Source organism: Aeromonas sp. 600948 (assembly GCF_049174875.1).
Classification (GTDB): domain Bacteria; phylum Pseudomonadota; class Gammaproteobacteria; order Enterobacterales; family Aeromonadaceae; genus Aeromonas; species Aeromonas veronii_A.
This window is the reverse complement of the sequence record NZ_JAAKTY010000020.1, coordinates 41,228-56,238: the sequence shown is the minus strand read 5'-3', so window position 1 is coordinate 56,238 and position 15,011 is coordinate 41,228. Positions and strand designations below refer to the sequence as shown.

General features: G+C 62.6%; 11 protein-coding genes. 5 read left to right on the top strand and 6 right to left on the bottom strand.

The annotated features are described in order from the left end of the window. Positions 1–5: 5 nt before the first annotated feature. The 4 genes from gntU (at position 6) to G5182_RS15845 (ending at position 7,231) form a co-directional block, all read left to right on the top strand. Positions 6–1,346: a gluconate transporter gene (gene gntU, locus G5182_RS15860; protein WP_005355418.1), complete on the top strand. Its 1,341-nt coding sequence runs from the start codon at positions 6–8 to the stop codon at positions 1,344–1,346. A gap of 150 nt (positions 1,347–1,496) precedes the next feature. Beyond that, the gene (gene pssA, locus G5182_RS15855; RefSeq protein ID WP_224969265.1) at positions 1,497–2,846 is read left to right on the top strand and encodes a CDP-diacylglycerol--serine O-phosphatidyltransferase; all 1,350 of its coding nucleotides are present in this window, start codon (positions 1,497–1,499) and stop codon (positions 2,844–2,846) included. Between the two features lie 190 nt (positions 2,847–3,036). Beyond that, complete coding sequence (gene recG, locus G5182_RS15850) at positions 3,037–5,106, top strand: ATP-dependent DNA helicase RecG (protein WP_421254527.1); 2,070 nt, start codon at positions 3,037–3,039, stop codon at positions 5,104–5,106. A gap of 31 nt (positions 5,107–5,137) precedes the next feature. Further along, the gene (locus tag G5182_RS15845) at positions 5,138–7,231 is read left to right on the top strand and encodes an AsmA-like C-terminal region-containing protein (protein WP_421172439.1); all 2,094 of its coding nucleotides are present in this window, start codon (positions 5,138–5,140) and stop codon (positions 7,229–7,231) included. 78 nt (positions 7,232–7,309) lie between these two features. On the opposite strand, the gene G5182_RS15840 is transcribed toward G5182_RS15845, so the two are convergent. After that, on the bottom strand, positions 7,310–8,218 hold the full coding sequence (locus G5182_RS15840) for a bifunctional GNAT family N-acetyltransferase/hotdog fold thioesterase (RefSeq protein ID WP_139437785.1): 909 nt from the start codon (positions 8,216–8,218) through the stop codon (positions 7,310–7,312). 51 nt (positions 8,219–8,269) lie between these two features. On the opposite strand from G5182_RS15840, the gene G5182_RS15835 reads away from it, so the two are divergent. Then, positions 8,270–8,950, top strand: coding sequence for a spermidine synthase (locus G5182_RS15835; RefSeq protein ID WP_162628440.1), 681 nt, complete (start codon positions 8,270–8,272; stop codon positions 8,948–8,950). On the opposite strand, the gene dtd is transcribed toward G5182_RS15835, so the two are convergent. From dtd to G5182_RS15810, 5 genes are all read right to left on the bottom strand, one after another. Next, entirely contained in the window at positions 8,939–9,376 is a 438-nt protein-coding gene (gene dtd / locus G5182_RS15830) for a D-aminoacyl-tRNA deacylase (RefSeq protein WP_227341589.1), read from the bottom strand. The two genes, G5182_RS15835 and dtd, sit on opposite strands and share 12 nt — an antisense overlap. A 92-nt stretch (positions 9,377–9,468) precedes the next feature. Further along, positions 9,469–10,341, bottom strand: a complete 873-nt coding sequence (locus G5182_RS15825) for a virulence factor BrkB family protein (protein ID WP_005340664.1) — start codon at positions 10,339–10,341, stop codon at positions 9,469–9,471. Between the two features lie 176 nt (positions 10,342–10,517). Then, the gene (locus G5182_RS15820; RefSeq protein WP_219265128.1) at positions 10,518–11,759 is read right to left on the bottom strand and encodes a malic enzyme-like NAD(P)-binding protein; all 1,242 of its coding nucleotides are present in this window, start codon (positions 11,757–11,759) and stop codon (positions 10,518–10,520) included. Positions 11,760–12,013: 254 nt separating this feature from the next. Continuing rightward, the gene (locus tag G5182_RS15815) at positions 12,014–13,240 is read right to left on the bottom strand and encodes an aromatic amino acid transporter (protein ID WP_421254526.1); all 1,227 of its coding nucleotides are present in this window, start codon (positions 13,238–13,240) and stop codon (positions 12,014–12,016) included. 168 nt (positions 13,241–13,408) lie between these two features. Beyond that, positions 13,409–14,842, bottom strand: a complete 1,434-nt coding sequence (locus tag G5182_RS15810; protein ID WP_421254525.1) for a DUF2867 domain-containing protein — start codon at positions 14,840–14,842, stop codon at positions 13,409–13,411. Between the last annotated feature and the right edge of the window lie 169 nt (positions 14,843–15,011).

Here is a 15,011-nt window from a genome sequence, read left to right as displayed (position 1 = left end):
TAACAATGTCTGACCTCTCCCTGATCATGACAGCCGCCGGCTCGATTGTGCTGCTGCTCTTCCTGGTGATGAAGGCCCGGCTCCACGCCGTGGTAGCCCTGATCCTGGTCTCCATGGTGGCGGGCCTTGCCGCTGGCATGAACCCGGCCGACATCGCCAACACCATCCAGAAAGGGATGGGTGGCACCCTCGGTTTCGTCGCGGTAGTGGTGGCGCTGGGCGCCATGTTCGGCAAGGTGATGGAAGTGACCGGTGCCCTCGACCGGGTGGCTCACACCCTGCTCGGCAAGTTCGGCGTAAAGCGCGCCAACTGGGCCATGGCACTGACCGGCTTTGTCTGCGCCCTGCCGCTGTTCTTTGACGTGGCCGTGGTGCTGCTGATCGGCGTCGCCTTCGCCATCGTCCGTCGTGGCGGCGGCAGCGTGGTGAAGATCGGTATCGCCCTGCTGGCGGGTATCGCCACCTGTCAGGCGTTCCTTATTCCGGCGCCGGGCCCGATCCTGGTGGCATCCCAGCTGGGTGCCGACTTCGGCTACATGATCCTGTTCGGCCTGATCGCCGCCGTACCGGCGCTGATCCTGGCGGGCCCGCTGTTCGGTGACTTCATCAGCAAGATCGTCGATGTGCCGCTGCCTGCCGATGCCCAGAACAGCGTCCACGATGACAGCAAATCCCTGCCCTCCTTCGGGCTGGCCATGGGTCTCATCGGTTTGCCACTGCTGCTGATCGGCCTCAAGACCATCGTCGGTCGTTTCGTCGAGGCGGGCTCCACCCTGCACAACTGGCTGGAGTTCATCGGTCACCCCTTCACTGCCATCATGGTCGCCTGTCTGGCCGCCTTCTACCTGCTGGGTATTCGCCGCGGCATGTCCCGTGACGAGGTGATGAGCGTCTGCAACAGCGCCATCCAGCCCGCCGGTGTCATCATCCTGGTGACCGGTGCCGGTGGCGTGTTCAAGCAGGTGCTGGTTGATTCCGGTGTGGGCGCAGCTCTGGGCAACATGCTGGCCGACTCCGGTCTGCCTATCGTCGCACTGGCCTTCATTCTGGCCGCTGCGGTACGGGTGATTCAGGGTTCTGCCACCGTCGCCATGCTGACCGCCTGTGGTCTGGTGCTGCCGATGCTGGAACCCCTCGGCCTCAACGGTGCCCAGCTGGCGGCCGTCACCATCGCCATCGGCGGCGGTGCCATAGTGCTCTCCCACGTCAACGACTCCGGTTTCTGGCTGGCCAACCGCTACCTCGGCCTGACCGAGAAGCAGACCCTGCAGACCTGGACCGTGATGGAGACCATCATCGGCACCACCGGCGGCGTGATGGCGATGATCATCTACAGCTTCCTCTGACAAGGGCGAAATGCTGACAAAAAGGCCTCACTCGTGAGGCCTTTTTCATCTTTCTGATGATTCTTTCTTTGGCTGAGAGGGCGAGATTGCTAGAATCGCCTATTCATCGCTCCGAGTGGAACGCTTAACCCCGTGATTTCAGGTTTATCTATGCATTCATCGGCCCATTATCGACAACTGCTGGCGCGCCTGCCCCAGATCGCCGTCGCAGCGGATCAGTTTGAAGTGCTCTACAGCGCCCAGGATTTCAAACGCCGCATTCTTGCGCTTATCGCCAGTGCCACCCGGCGCATCTATCTGGTCGCGCTCTATCTGCAGGATGACGAAGCAGGCCGGGAGATCCTCTCCGCCCTCTACGCCGCCAAGCAGCGCAATCCGGCCCTCGACATCAAGCTGTTCGTCGACTTCCACCGTGCCCAGCGCGGCCTGATCGGCAAAGGCAAGCAGGGCGGCAACCACCTGATGTATCAGGCCATGGCTGCCGAACACGAGCACCAGCTCGAAATCTACGGCGTGCCGGTCAAGGGGCGCGAGCTGCTCGGCGTGCTCCACCTCAAGGGTTTCATCTTTGATGATGTGGTGCTCTACTCCGGCGCCAGCCTCAACGACATCTACCTGCATCAGCAGGATCGCTACCGCTTCGATCGCTATCACCAGATCACCAGCCCGGAGCTGGCCCGCAGCATGGTCAACTATGTGGATGACCTGTTCGTGAAGAGCGACGCGGTACAGCGGCTGGATCACAGCGATATCCCCAGCGCCAAACAGTTGAAGGGGCCGATCCGCCGCTTTAAGCAGAACCTGCGCCAGAGCCAGTACCGCTTCAGCACCATGCCGGTCAACACCCAGGAGGTGGCCGTCACCCCCATGGTGGGTCTGGGCAAGCGCAACAATCAGCTCAACCTGATGATCCGCAATCTGGTGCGCGCCACCGAGCGGGAGATCTTCATCTGCACCCCTTACTTCAACCCGCCCAAGGAGTTGAGCAAGGATATCGAGGATCTGCTGCAGCGCGGTTGCAAAGTGACCATCGTAGTGGGCGACAAGACCGCCAACGACTTCTTCATTCCGCCGGAAGAGAAGTTCTCCACCATCGGTGGCCTGCCCTATCTCTACGAAACCAACCTGCGCAAGTTTGCCGAGCGCAACCAGCGCCACATCGACGACGGTCGCCTCAACCTGATGCTCTGGTGTTGCGAGCGCAACTCCTACCATCTCAAGGGGATCTTCGTGGATGACGAGTGGGCCCTGCTCACCGGCAACAACCTCAACCCCCGCGCCTGGGCGCTGGATCTGGAGAATGGCCTGCTGGTGCACGATCGTCGCCACCTGCTGCGTCCCCAGTTCAACGCGGAGCGGGAGAACATCCTGACCAACACCAAGCGGATCAGCCACTTCGATCAGGTGGAGCAGATTCAGGACTACCCGGAACAGGTGCGCAAGCTGCTGGGACGGATCCACCGGGTCAAGGCCCACCTGCTGCTCAAACGCATCATCTGACCTTGGGCGCCATACGCCCGCACCTTGCCTGTTGGCAGCCGCACAAAGGCCTCCCGTTTTCGGCAGGCCTTTGTTATATCCGCCGTTTCCCCCGCCTTGACGGCCCAGCCAGCAGCAACTCGGCTTGCATCGGCCCCACAACAACCCCTATCATCTGGACATATTTACAGTGTTTTCGGGCATCTAATTGATGAAATTGGATAAAATTCCTCTCGATAGCCTCAAGGGTGTCGGCAGCAAGATGCTGGAGAAGCTCGAGCGGCTGGGGCTGGCCACGGTACAGGACCTGCTGTTCCACCTCCCCCTGCGCTACGAGGACCGCACCCAGGTGTGGCCCATCGGCGATCTGCCGCCCGGCCTTCACGGCGCAGTCGAGGGCGAAATCCAGGACACTCAGCTGGTGATGGGGCGCCGCCGCATGATGGTCTGTCGCATCAGCGATGGTACCGGCACCCTCACCCTGCGCTTCTTCAACTTCACCGCCGCCCAGAAAAACAGTCTGGCGACGGGCCGTCTGATCCGCTGCTTTGGCGAGGTGCGCCCCGGCAAATACGGGCTGGAGATGGCCCACCCCGAGTACAAGCTGCTCGGTGAGGAGCAAGCTGGTCAGACCGAAGAGGCGCTCACCCCCGTCTACCCGACTACCGAAGGGCTGCGCCAGCTCACCCTGCGCAATCTCACCGATCAGGCGCTGGCCCAGCTCGACCTCTACGGCGTGGAGGAGCTGCTGCCCGCCGGACTCTATCCCCATCAGATTGAACTGGCCGCCGCCCTGAAGCTGCTGCATCGCCCGCCTCCCTCGGTGGCGCTGCCGCTGCTGGAAAGCGGCCAACATCCGGCCCAGCAGCGACTGGTACTGGAGGAGCTGCTGGCGCACAACCTCTCGGTACTCAAGGTGCGTGCTCAGGCACAAACCCAGCTGGCTCGCGCTCTCAAACCGGCGCCCGAGCTGGTTGAACAACTGCTCGGCGCTCTGCCGTTCAAACCCACCGGCGCCCAGAGCAGGGTAGTAGCGGAGATAAGCAAGGATCTGCAACAGAGCCACCCCATGATGCGGCTGGTGCAGGGGGATGTGGGCTCCGGCAAGACCCTGGTCGCGGCGCTGGCTGCCCTGCAGGCTATCGGCAACGGCTGTCAGGTGGGCTTGATGGCGCCGACCGAGCTGCTGGCCGAACAACACACCATCAACTTCGCCAAGTGGCTGGAGCCGCTCGGCATCGGAGTCGGCTGGCTGGCGGGCAAACAGAAAGGCAAGGCGCGGGAAGAGTCGCTGGCCGCCATCGCCGATGGTAGCGTCAAAATGGTGGTGGGCACCCACGCCATCTTTCAGGAGCAGGTGGTGTTCCAGCGTCTGGCGCTGGTCATCATCGATGAACAGCACAGATTCGGGGTGCATCAGCGCCTCGCCCTGCGCGAGAAAGGGGAGCGAGAAGGGGTGCATCCCCATCAGCTCATCATGACCGCTACCCCGATCCCCCGCACCCTGGCGATGACCGCCTATGCCGACCTCGACACCTCGGTCATCGACGAGCTGCCGCCGGGCCGAACCCCCATCACCACGGTCGCGCTGCCCAACAGCCGTCGCGGCGATGTGATCGAGCGGGTCAAGCTCGCCTGCACCGAGGGCAAGCAGGCTTACTGGGTCTGCACCCTGATCGAGGAGTCGGAGGTGCTGGAGTGTCAGGCCGCCGAGGATACCGCCGCCGAGCTGCAGAACCTGTTGCCCGGTCTGCATATCGGGCTGGTGCACGGCCGGATGCGGCCGGTGGAGAAACAGCGGGTGATGGAGGAGTTCAAGGCAGGCATACTGCAACTGCTGGTCGCCACCACCGTCATCGAGGTGGGGGTGGATGTGCCCAACGCCAGCCTGATGATCATCGAGAACCCGGAACGGCTCGGGCTGGCGCAGCTGCACCAGCTGCGCGGCCGGGTTGGCCGGGGGGCGGTGGCCTCTCACTGCGTGCTGCTCTATCATGCCCCCTTGTCCAAGACGGCCCAGAGCCGGCTCGGGGTGCTGCGGGAGACCAACGACGGCTTCCTCATCGCCCAGCGCGATCTGGAACTGCGCGGCCCGGGGGAACTGCTCGGCACCCGCCAGACAGGTCTGGCCGATCTCAAGATCGCTGATCTGGTGCGGGATCAGCCGCTTATTCCGCAGGTGCAAAAAATGGCGCGCTTCCTCATGGATAGGCACCCAAGCCATGTCGAACCCTTGATACGGCGCTGGCTCGGTCTGCGAGACCACTACTCAAACGCCTGACAACCAATCCCAAAACAGGAGGAAAGCACCCATGAATTCCTGGCTACGCGGCCTGCTCTACACCTTCGCCTTCCTGCTGCTATTTGTCTGGGTTGCCCTCGGCCTGTTCGACGCCGAGCGCGCCAAAGGCCCCATCACCAGCTGGATCAGCCAGCAGACCGGCGTGCCGGTCACCATAGGGCGACTGGTATTCAACCCACTTCACCCCTACACCCTGCTGGCAGAGCAGGTACGCTACGGCGATGCGGTCTCCCTCGACAAGATCTATCTGGAGATCGAGAGCATCGACTGGCTGAGCCGCGACGTGCGCATCGCCCATCTCGATCTCATTCGTCCCGCCATCAAGCTGCCGCTGCCCAACCAGCTGCCAAGCCTGCCGGTGCACTCCCTCACCATCAGTGACAGCACCATAGACCGGCTCAGTCTGGAGAGCCCCGAGCTGACCCTGCGCGGCCTCAATGCCACCCTGAGCGACTGGGAGCTGATCGATCCGAAACGGCAGCCACAGGCCAACCTGAGCCTCAATATCGGCCAGCTGGAGACCCCGCAATTCACCTTCGCCCGCCTCAACCTGCAAGGACGGCTGGAGGGTGAAGTGCTGCGTACCGACAAGCTGGTGACCAACCTGTTCGACGGTCTGCTGGAGACCGGCATGGTGCTGGACTGGCCCGCCCGCACCCTGCAACTGCACGACCTCAAGGCGCGCGGCCTGCGGGTCGAGCTGGGGGACCTGACACAACAAGGCTTCCCGCAGCGCTTCCCGTTGCAAAGCGTGTCGCTGGATCGCGGTCAGTTGGACGACGTCAGCCTCAACGACATCAATCAAGAGCTCTCCTTCAACAACTTCAGCGGCCAGCTCACCGCCTTCAACTGGCAGGCGGGCAACCAGCCCACCGGCTATCTGAGCGGCACCCTGGGGGACATGGGGCGCGGCCTGTTCCAGCTGGAGGAGATCAAGGGCAAGCTCGCCTTCTCGCCCCAGCAGATCGACGGCGAACTGCAGGGCAAGGCCTATGAAGGGGAGTTCAATGTCGAGCTCTCCCTCGATAGCCAGCAGCAGAAGCTGACCCTGAAAGACGTGGCGCTCAGCGGCATGGATATCAGCCTGCCGCAGGGTTGGTGGCAGGATTGGCAGAGCTGGCGCCCGCAGCAGGTGGATATCCGCAAGCTGGCGTTCGACAAGCTCAAGGTGCTCTCCTTCGACGATACCCTGCCCCTGTCGCTGACCGGCTGGCAGCTCTATCTGAGCGATCTCGCCCTGCGCGATAACCAACCCGGCCCGCTGCTCGGCCGCGCCCGTATCGAGAGCAAATGGTTCGAGCTGGTGTGGGATGGCCTCAGCGCCCGTAACGGCGAGCTGGATGGGGAGCTGACCCCCAGCTCCTGGCAACTGGGCAAACTCACCAGCTCGCTGCCGGATGAGGGCACCTTCAGCCTGAGTGGCCAGTGGGGCCGCGAGCCGGGCCAGAGCAGCCGCCTGCAACTGCAGGCGACCAAGCTGGACCTGGTGCAGTGGGGCAAGATATTCCACTCCCCGGTCTCCTTTGCCGGCAAGGCGGACGTGAGCGCCGATCTGCAAGCCGAACATGGCAAAACGGCGGGCGAGTGGCGCCAGAGCCTGCAGGGGAGCTTTGCCCTCGATGCCGACGAGCCGTTCTGGGACAAGGTAAAGATAGATCCGCTGCTGGATGAGTGGTTCAAGGGCGCGACCCCGCCCACCCTGACGCCGGAACAGCTGTGGCAGGCGATGCAGGAGGGTGACACCCCCTTCTACCGCATCAAGCTGCAGGGCAAGATCGACAAGGGGCAACTACAAGTCGAGCAGGCTGGCGCCTCCACCATCACCCATCTGCTGGCGCTGCAAGGGGGGATCGATCTGGTCAACGAGCAGTGGCAGCTGGATCTGGGGATCCTCAACGGCAACCGCTGCGCCGAGCTGCTCGGCCAGTGGCGCGGGCCGTTGACGGAACCCACGCTGGCCTGGAGCTTCCCTCAGAAGCAGGACGCCTGCGGCTGGGAAGTGGGAGTACGCTATCCTCCGCAAGGCAACAGTGCCCCGCTCTGGCGACCGGCTCCCGCGCCGAAAGCCCAAAACCAGGCCCAAGTGCAGACCCAAGCCGGGTAGACAAGCGACAGCCAGCAAGGGTAAAAACAGACAAGGCCTCATGATGAGGCCTTGTTGTTTGATGGGGAAACGACGCGGTTACTGGCCCGGACGGCGGGGCGGCTGCACCACGTAGTGGCCGCAGAACTCAGCCGCCAGCTTGCTGCCGCTGAACAGCTGGATCTTGAGGCTGAAGGTGGCAGGCTCCCCCCGTTTGAGCGGCTGCAGCACGGCGGGCATCCCCTCGCGGGCCACCCGCGCCTCGGGCTCCTCATCGACCGGGCCATGATATTTGATGGAGCTCTCGGCCAGCACCGGCTCGCCCACCAGCCCCTCCTCTTTAAGCTGCAGCCAGATCAGCCCCCAGCCCGCCAGCACGCACTGGCTGTAGACACTGCCGGCAAACATGCTGCCATGCACGTTGAAGTTGGCCGCCAGATTGGCCTTGAGGTGGAAAGTCTGGCCATCGTAGTGGCTGATGTGCATCCCCATCTTCTCGCTGATGGGCACCCCGCGCGACCAGCGGGTGGTGAGATCCTGACACCACTCCGGCCGATACTGGATGGTCTGCAACGGGCTCAGGGATTTGATCATCTGGCGATGGGGAATCCGGCCAAAGGAGACGGGGCCGCCCCCCACTTCGAGAAAGCCGCACTTGCGATAGAACTCCACTGCCTCCTGACGGGCGTTCATCACCAGCCGTTTCACCTTCTCGCTGCGAGCCAGCTCCTCGAGATCCTCCACCATTTTGGCGCCCAGCCCCTGGCCGCGATATTCGGGACGCAGCGCCATAAAGCGGATCTGCGCCTCGTCACCGCCGATAAAGAGGCGGCCCACAGCGATGGGAGTACCATCGGGAGCCAGCATCAGCCGGTGAATGGCGACCGTATCGTATTCGTCCCGCTCGGAACCGACCGGCAGATTGAAGGGTTTACGCAGAAGTTCCCAGCGCAACTGGTAGTAGGCATCCAGCTCGGCGACTGTCTGAGGGGTGACTACCCGGTACATAGTTTCATCCTTGAGTTACACTGGTCGGAAACCATCTTGCCGTGCAAATTCATGGACTTCAATCTGCAAGCGTACCAAGCCGATCACTTGTTGCACCTCAGCGTCAAACCCCAGCGCCGCCTCACGGTACAGGAAAATGACCAGCACCGCTGGCTGGAGATAGATGGCGTGGTGCAATCCGCCATGTCGCTCGCCGACCCCGCGACCCTCTGTCTGCCCCATCAGCGGGTCATCGCCTGCCTGCTACCGGAGCGGGCTGAGCAAATCCTCGAACTGGGGCTGGGTGGCGGCGATCTCACCCGCCATCTGAGTCAGCGCTGGCCCGATGCTCGCCACGAGTGCGTTGACCTCGACGAAGAGGTGCTGACCGTTTATCAGCAGTTTTTCCAGCATCAGGCGCACGATGGGCAAGCCGTTCCGACACTCCATCAGGCCGATGCCCTCGCCTTTCTCGAGCAGAGCGAGCAGCAGTACGACCTCATCCTGCTCGATCTCTTCAGTCAGGATGGCAACCCGCTGCTGCTGTTTCAGGAGCGGCTCTACCGGGCGCTGGCTCCCCGCCTCTGCGGCACCCTGGTGATCAACCTGCTGCCGCGAACAGAACTGGAGCTAACCCACGCCCTGACACTGATAGAACAGTGGATTGGCCCCGCTACCCCCTATCCGGTTGCGGGGCTTATCAACGTGATCGTCCACGTCACACCGCGGGACGAGACATCCTCAGACCTGTAGCCAGAAGGTAACCGGGCCGTCGTTGACCAGCGCCACCTTCATGTCGGCGGCAAAACGCCCGGTTGCGGTCGGGATGCCGCTGGCAGCAGCCTTCGCCACGAAGTAGTCATAGAGGTGTTCGGCCTCGCTCGGGTGGGCACCGCAGGAGAAGCTGGGGCGCATCCCGCTCTTGGTATCGGCCGCCAGGGTAAACTGGGAGACCACCAGCAGGCTGCCGCCGACCTGACCGACATTGAGGTTCATCTTGCCATTCTCGTCACTGAAGACCCGATAGCCGCTCACCTTGTGCAGCAGTTTGTCGGCCTTGGCCTCGTCATCCCCCTGCTCTACTCCGAGCAGTACCAGCAATCCCTGACCGATGGCGCCGGTCACCTCCCCCTCAACAGTCACGCTGGCCTCGCTGACCCGCTGAATCAGTGCAATCACATCCCTCTCCTCTCAAAACAGAACGACCGCCCCGGCTCGATTGCAGGGGCGGTCGTCGATGCTACCAATAAACCGGTGGCCAAGGCGATGGCTTAGCCAAGCTCCTCGCTCGCCGGCTTCTCGTACTCACCGAGGCAGGCTGTGGTCTCCGCACCGAGCAGCACCACCAGCCAACTTAAATAGACCCAGACAAACAGAATCGGGATGGTGGCCAGCGCACCGTAGATGGCCTGATAGGAGGGGAAGTTGGTGATATAGATGGCAAAGCCGCGCTTGGCCAGCTCGAACAGGGTCGCCGCTACCAGCGCACCGATAAAGGCGTGGATCAGCCGCACCTTGCAGTTCGGCACCACGGTATAGACCAGCAGGAAGGTGAGCACCGAGAAGAGGAACGGCAAACCGCGCAACAGCAGATAACCGATGCCGAACAGGCTCTCGGCGCCAAATAGCCGCAGCGAGAAGATATAGGAGGAGATGGCGATACTGGCCCCGATAAGCACAGGCCCCAGGGTCAGGATCATCCAGTACATGGCAAAGGCCTGCGCCAGCGGGCGGCCCTGGGTCGAGCGCCAGATGTAGTTGAGGTTCTTGTCGATGGCGGAGATCAGCATCAACGCCACCACCACCAGCGCCCCAATCCCCACAGCAGTGGTGTTGGTGGCATTGGCGACGAAGCCGTCGATGTACTCCTTGAGCATATCGCCCGCGGTCGGCACGAAGTTGTGGTAGACGAACTGCTCCATCGCCTGCTTGAGGCTCTGGAACACCGGAAAGGCGGACATCATGCCAAAGACCACGGCGATCATCGGCACCAGTGAAAGCAGGGTGACATAGGCCAGATAACCGGCGGTGACCGTCAATCTGTCCTGCTGGAAACGGCCCCAGACAAACTGGGCAAAGTGGCGACCATCATGGCGCAAGAAGGAGAGGGCGTGGGCCAAACGGCCGCTGACAGGCTGCTGCATCTTGATTCTCGTTAGCGTCATAGTGGCAATATTGTGTCAGAGGAGAGCGCTGTTTGACCACCTTTGAACCCGATTTGCCCCCATCTCCCCCAACCTGTCACCCGGGTTACGCCTCCGACTGTCGCCAGAAGCAGAGATAAAAACGGCCCCGCTATGGGGCCGTTTGCAACGCCGGATTACAGCATGTAGTCCGCAGGCAGCTCGATGCGGGCGACGCCAGAGGCCACCGCCGCCAGCGCCACGGCGCGGGCTACGCGCGGCAGCAGACGGGCATCCATCGGCTTGGGAATGACGTAATCCTTGCCGAAGGCGAGCTCGCTCACCCCGGCGGCGGTCAGCACCTCGGCCGGCACCGGCTCCTTGGCCAGCGCGCGGATCGCCTCGACCGCGGCAATCTTCATGGCATCGTTGATGCGGCTGGCGCGGGCATCGAGGGCACCGCGGAAGATGAAGGGGAAACAGAGCACGTTGTTGATCTGGTTCGGGTAGTCGGAGCGGCCGGTACCCATGATGAGGTCGCGGCGCACCCCGTGGGCCAGCGCAGGCTTGATCTCCGGGTCCGGGTTGGAGCAGGCAAAGATCACCGGGTTGGGCGCCATCAGGGCGACCGCCTCGGCGGGCAAAACGTCGGGGCCTGAAACACCGACAAACACATCCGCTCCTTCGATGACATCCATCAGGGTGCGCAGCGGGGTCTCGTTGGCGAAACGCTGCTTGTACTTGTTGAGATCGCTGCGGCCGGTGTGGATAACACCCTGACGATCCAGCATGAATATGTTGTGCGCTCTGGCCCCGCACTTGATCAGCAGATCCATGCAGGCGGTGGCGGCAGCCCCCGCCCCCATGCAGACGATGCGGCTGTCACTGATCTGCTTGCCCTGCACTTCCAATGCGTTGAGCAGACCGGCGGCGGTGACGATGGCGGTACCATGCTGATCATCGTGGAACACCGGTATGTCGCAGCGCGCGATCAGCGCCTCTTCAATCTCGAAACACTCCGGCGCCTTGATATCTTCCAGATTGATGCCACCGAAGGTATCGGCGATGGCCGCCACCGTGTCGATAAACTGCTGGCTGGTCTCGTGCTTCACCTCGATGTCGATGGCGTCGATGCCGGCGAAGCGCTTGAACAGCAGGGCCTTGCCCTCCATCACCGGCTTGGAGGCCAGCGGCCCCAGATTGCCCAGACCCAGAATGGCGGTGCCGTTGGAGATGACGGCCACCAGATTGCCCTTGCCGGTATAGCGATAGGCATCGGCCGGGTTGGCAGCGATCTCGCGCACCGGCTCGGCAACACCCGGGCTGTAGGCCAGCGCCAGATCACGGGCGGTTTCGGCAGGCTTGGTCAGGGCGATGGCAATTTTGCCCGGTACGGGCTGGGCGTGGTAATCGAGTGCTTCTTGACGCAGATCGGACATGGGGGACCCCGATGTGGTTGGTGCAAATGAGGTGCCGGCAGGGGGCACGCAGAAGGGCGGGGATCATAAAAGAAAGCTGTGGGCATGCCCAGCAGATCATGCTGCCATCAGCCAGATCAGACCAGTTATTTCAGCAACTTACCCCACCAATAACTACCACTTTAGTTATAGATCCTGCTATGTGGGGTACAAATGGAGCAAAAAGGGCGGCAAGTTGGCCTTGCCGCCCTTTCTGTCAGTGCTGTAGACCTGACTCAGTTGCCCAGATAGACCGGCAACAGATTTGCCATCGACAGGAAGTGGAACAGCGCGGTCGCCAATCCGAACAGGATCAGCAACCAGGCCATCAGCTTGCCACCAGGGGTAACGAAGTGGGGTGTCACTTCGCCCCGCTCGGCCCGCGCCCGGGTGCGCAGCACCAGCAGTGCCGGAATGATGCAGGTCCAGATGGTGGCGGCGGCACCGGCATAACCGATGGCCAGCAGGAAGCCAAACGGGAAGAGCAGGGAGAGCAGCAGCGGCGGCAGGAAGGTGACCGCCCAGGTCTTGCAGCGACCGGCGCGGCTGTTGTCGAACTTGAACAGATCAGCCAGATAGTCGAACACCCCGAGCCCCACCCCGATAAAGGAGGAGAGAATGGCCGCCATGGAGAAGCCGTTGATGGCGCTGGCCACCTTCTCCGATTCGATCACCCCTGAAAGCGCGGAGAGCAGCACACTCACGTCACCCCCCTTGGCAATCACCGGAGCAAAATCCTGACGGGGCAGGTTGCCGAAGATCCCCAACAGCCAGAGCACGTAGAGCGCCAGCGCGATCAGGGTTCCCCCCAGAATGGCCCATCTGGCCTGCTGCTCGTTCTGGTAGTAGGCACGCAGGGAGGCCACCGAGTGGTGATAGCCGAACGAGGTGAGTGCCACCGGCAACATCGCCATGGCATAGGGGGCGTAGCGGCTCTCGCTGCCCGTCAGATCGAGCAGGGTCGGCAGCTTGATACTGCCGAGCAGCCCGGCCACGCCGAGGGCGAAACTTAGGATCATGAAGGCGATCAGCACCACAGAGATGCGGTCAACGGCGCGAGTCGAGTGCCACACCACCGCAGAGAAGAGCGCCACGAACAGCACAGATGCAAGCTTGCTGTCGATCCCCAGTATCCCCTGCAAGATGGCACCGGAGGAGGTGATATAGGCGTAGAGCAGAATGCCGCCAACAAAGTAGACCGAGAGGTTGTTGAGGAGATTGAGCTTCTCCCCCAGCAGCTCGCGAGTCACGGTATTGAAGGAGACCCGCATGTCGTGGTGCTGGAAGGATTCCAGTAGCATCCAGCCGGAGAGGGTCATCATCACCATGGTGACGGTCAGCGCCAGCACCGACCAGAGGGTCCAGGCCCCCGCCCCCGAACTCGGCAGACCGAGCATGCCGGCTCCCACGCAGACGCTGGCAATGATGCAGGCGCCCCCCAAAATTGACGGTTTTTTCTTCATAATCCCTTCTTTTTCTGACTGATTATCTATCCGCGGTAAACAAGACCGCGGCATGATGCCAGCCTTTGCCATGAGACGCCTACCACTATCTGCCATAACCGGGCATGGCCGCCGCATAAAAAGTGCCCCGAACGGGGCACTCTATCAGCGGGAATGATGTGAAGAGGGTTAATCCATCACCGGGATACCTGCCCTCGCCTCGGCCTGACGGGCGATGGCCTCGGTCATCCCCTGAAATATAAAGAGGTGGAACGGCAGCATGGCGAGCCAGTAGGCCAGCCCCCAGGCGCCCTGCGGGTGCCAGTGAGCGGTGACCCGGATGCGGGTCAACCCGGACTCCTCCGGCAGGATGTTGAACTCCAGCCGCCCGACGCCCGGGGCCTTCATGTTGAACAAGAGATCGAGCCTGCGCCCCTCATCCACCCCGAGGATCTGCCAGGAGTCGAGCATATCCCCCTTCACGAAACGATCCGGATTGGTGCGGCCACGGGTGCGGGCCGGGCCGCCGATCAGGTGATCCATCCATTCGCGCACCACCCACAGCTCGTTCATGTAGAAGTAGCGCTGCTCACCCCCCAGCTGCTGCAACACCTGCCACACCACCTCGGGGGAGGCGAGACAGATGGCCTCGCCGCTGGCGGTACGGTCGTAGAAGCCATATTCGGGATGGCGCCAGCGCAGGCCGAGGGGCGTCTCCTGCCCCTGCTGTTCGGCCCCCAGCTTCTGCTCCAGCGCCAGACTCTCCGCCAGCGCCTCATCGAAGCTGAGCAGGGTCTGTGGCAGCAGGGCTCGCAGCGGGCCATCATCGGCCGGGATGTCGTGCTTGAGACCGCCCACCAGCGCCTTGGCCACCGGCTGCGGCACAGAGGTGACAAACTGCAGCCACCAGGCAGAGAGGCGCGGACTCAGAAACGGGATGGGAATGATGGGGCAGCGCTTGCCGATATGGGCGGCGAACTTCTGCAACTGCTGTTGATAGCTGAGCAGCTCGGGGCCGACCGCGTTGAAGATGCGCCCATCCACCTCGTCGGCCGCTACCAGCCCGCCCAGATAGTGCAGCAGGTTTGACAGCGCAATCGGCGGCGTGCGCGAGCGCACCCATTTGGGCGTCACCATCATCGGCAGGTTGAACACCAGATCCCGCATCACCTCGAACGCCGCCGAACCGGGCCCGATGATGATGCCGGCGCGCAGCTCCACCGTCGGCACACCGGATTCGCGAAACAGCTCGCCACAGTGGCGGCGGGAGTTGAGATGGCGGCTGTTGCACTGCTCGGGCTGGATTGCCCCGAGATAGATGATACGGCGCACCCCGGCAGCACGGGCGGCGGCAGCGAAGTTCTTTACCCCCTGCTGCTCCAATCGGTGAAAATCGGCCCCCGCCCCCATGGCATGCACCAGATAGAAGACGGTATCTATGCCCGCCAGCGCAGGCAGCAGTGTGATGGGCTTGAGGCTGTCGGCGAGGCGAAACTCGACCCCCTCAGGCAATCGGCAGGGACGGCGCGCCCCGGCAATCACCTTGTAGCCCAGCGTTTGCAGGTGGGGTACCAGATAGGAACCGATATATCCTGCCGCTCCCATCACCAGACAGTTACGCATGAGTGAAGCCCTCAACATCATTGATGCAAGGGGCGCCAGACAGGAATCCACCATATCCCGCCACACCCATCACCAGACAATTTCTCATGTAATTCTCCCTATCCTCACCGATGCCGCTTGTCAGCCAGCGTGCGCAGCGCTACCTGAAAATGTTCAACCACTGCGCCAC

What these genes read in the sequence shown, in the direction of transcription:
- pssA (WP_224969265.1), top strand. Translation starts at nt 1,497, where the DNA reads ATGCATTCATCGGCCCATTATCGACAACTGCTGGCGCGCCTGCCCCAG.
- recG (WP_421254527.1), top strand. Translation starts at nt 3,037, where the DNA reads ATGAAATTGGATAAAATTCCTCTCGATAGCCTCAAGGGTGTCGGCAGC.
- G5182_RS15840 (WP_139437785.1), bottom strand. Translation starts at nt 8,218, where the DNA reads ATGTACCGGGTAGTCACCCCTCAGACAGTCGCCGAGCTGGATGCCTAC.
- G5182_RS15835 (WP_162628440.1), top strand. Translation starts at nt 8,270, where the DNA reads ATGGACTTCAATCTGCAAGCGTACCAAGCCGATCACTTGTTGCACCTC.
- gntU (WP_005355418.1), top strand. Translation starts at nt 6, where the DNA reads ATGTCTGACCTCTCCCTGATCATGACAGCCGCCGGCTCGATTGTGCTG.
- G5182_RS15825 (WP_005340664.1), bottom strand. Translation starts at nt 10,341, where the DNA reads ATGCAGCAGCCTGTCAGCGGCCGTTTGGCCCACGCCCTCTCCTTCTTG.
- G5182_RS15845 (WP_421172439.1), top strand. Translation starts at nt 5,138, where the DNA reads ATGAATTCCTGGCTACGCGGCCTGCTCTACACCTTCGCCTTCCTGCTG.
- G5182_RS15810 (WP_421254525.1), bottom strand. Translation starts at nt 14,842, where the DNA reads ATGCGTAACTGTCTGGTGATGGGAGCGGCAGGATATATCGGTTCCTAT.
- G5182_RS15820 (WP_219265128.1), bottom strand. Translation starts at nt 11,759, where the DNA reads ATGTCCGATCTGCGTCAAGAAGCACTCGATTACCACGCCCAGCCCGTA.
- G5182_RS15815 (WP_421254526.1), bottom strand. Translation starts at nt 13,240, where the DNA reads ATGAAGAAAAAACCGTCAATTTTGGGGGGCGCCTGCATCATTGCCAGC.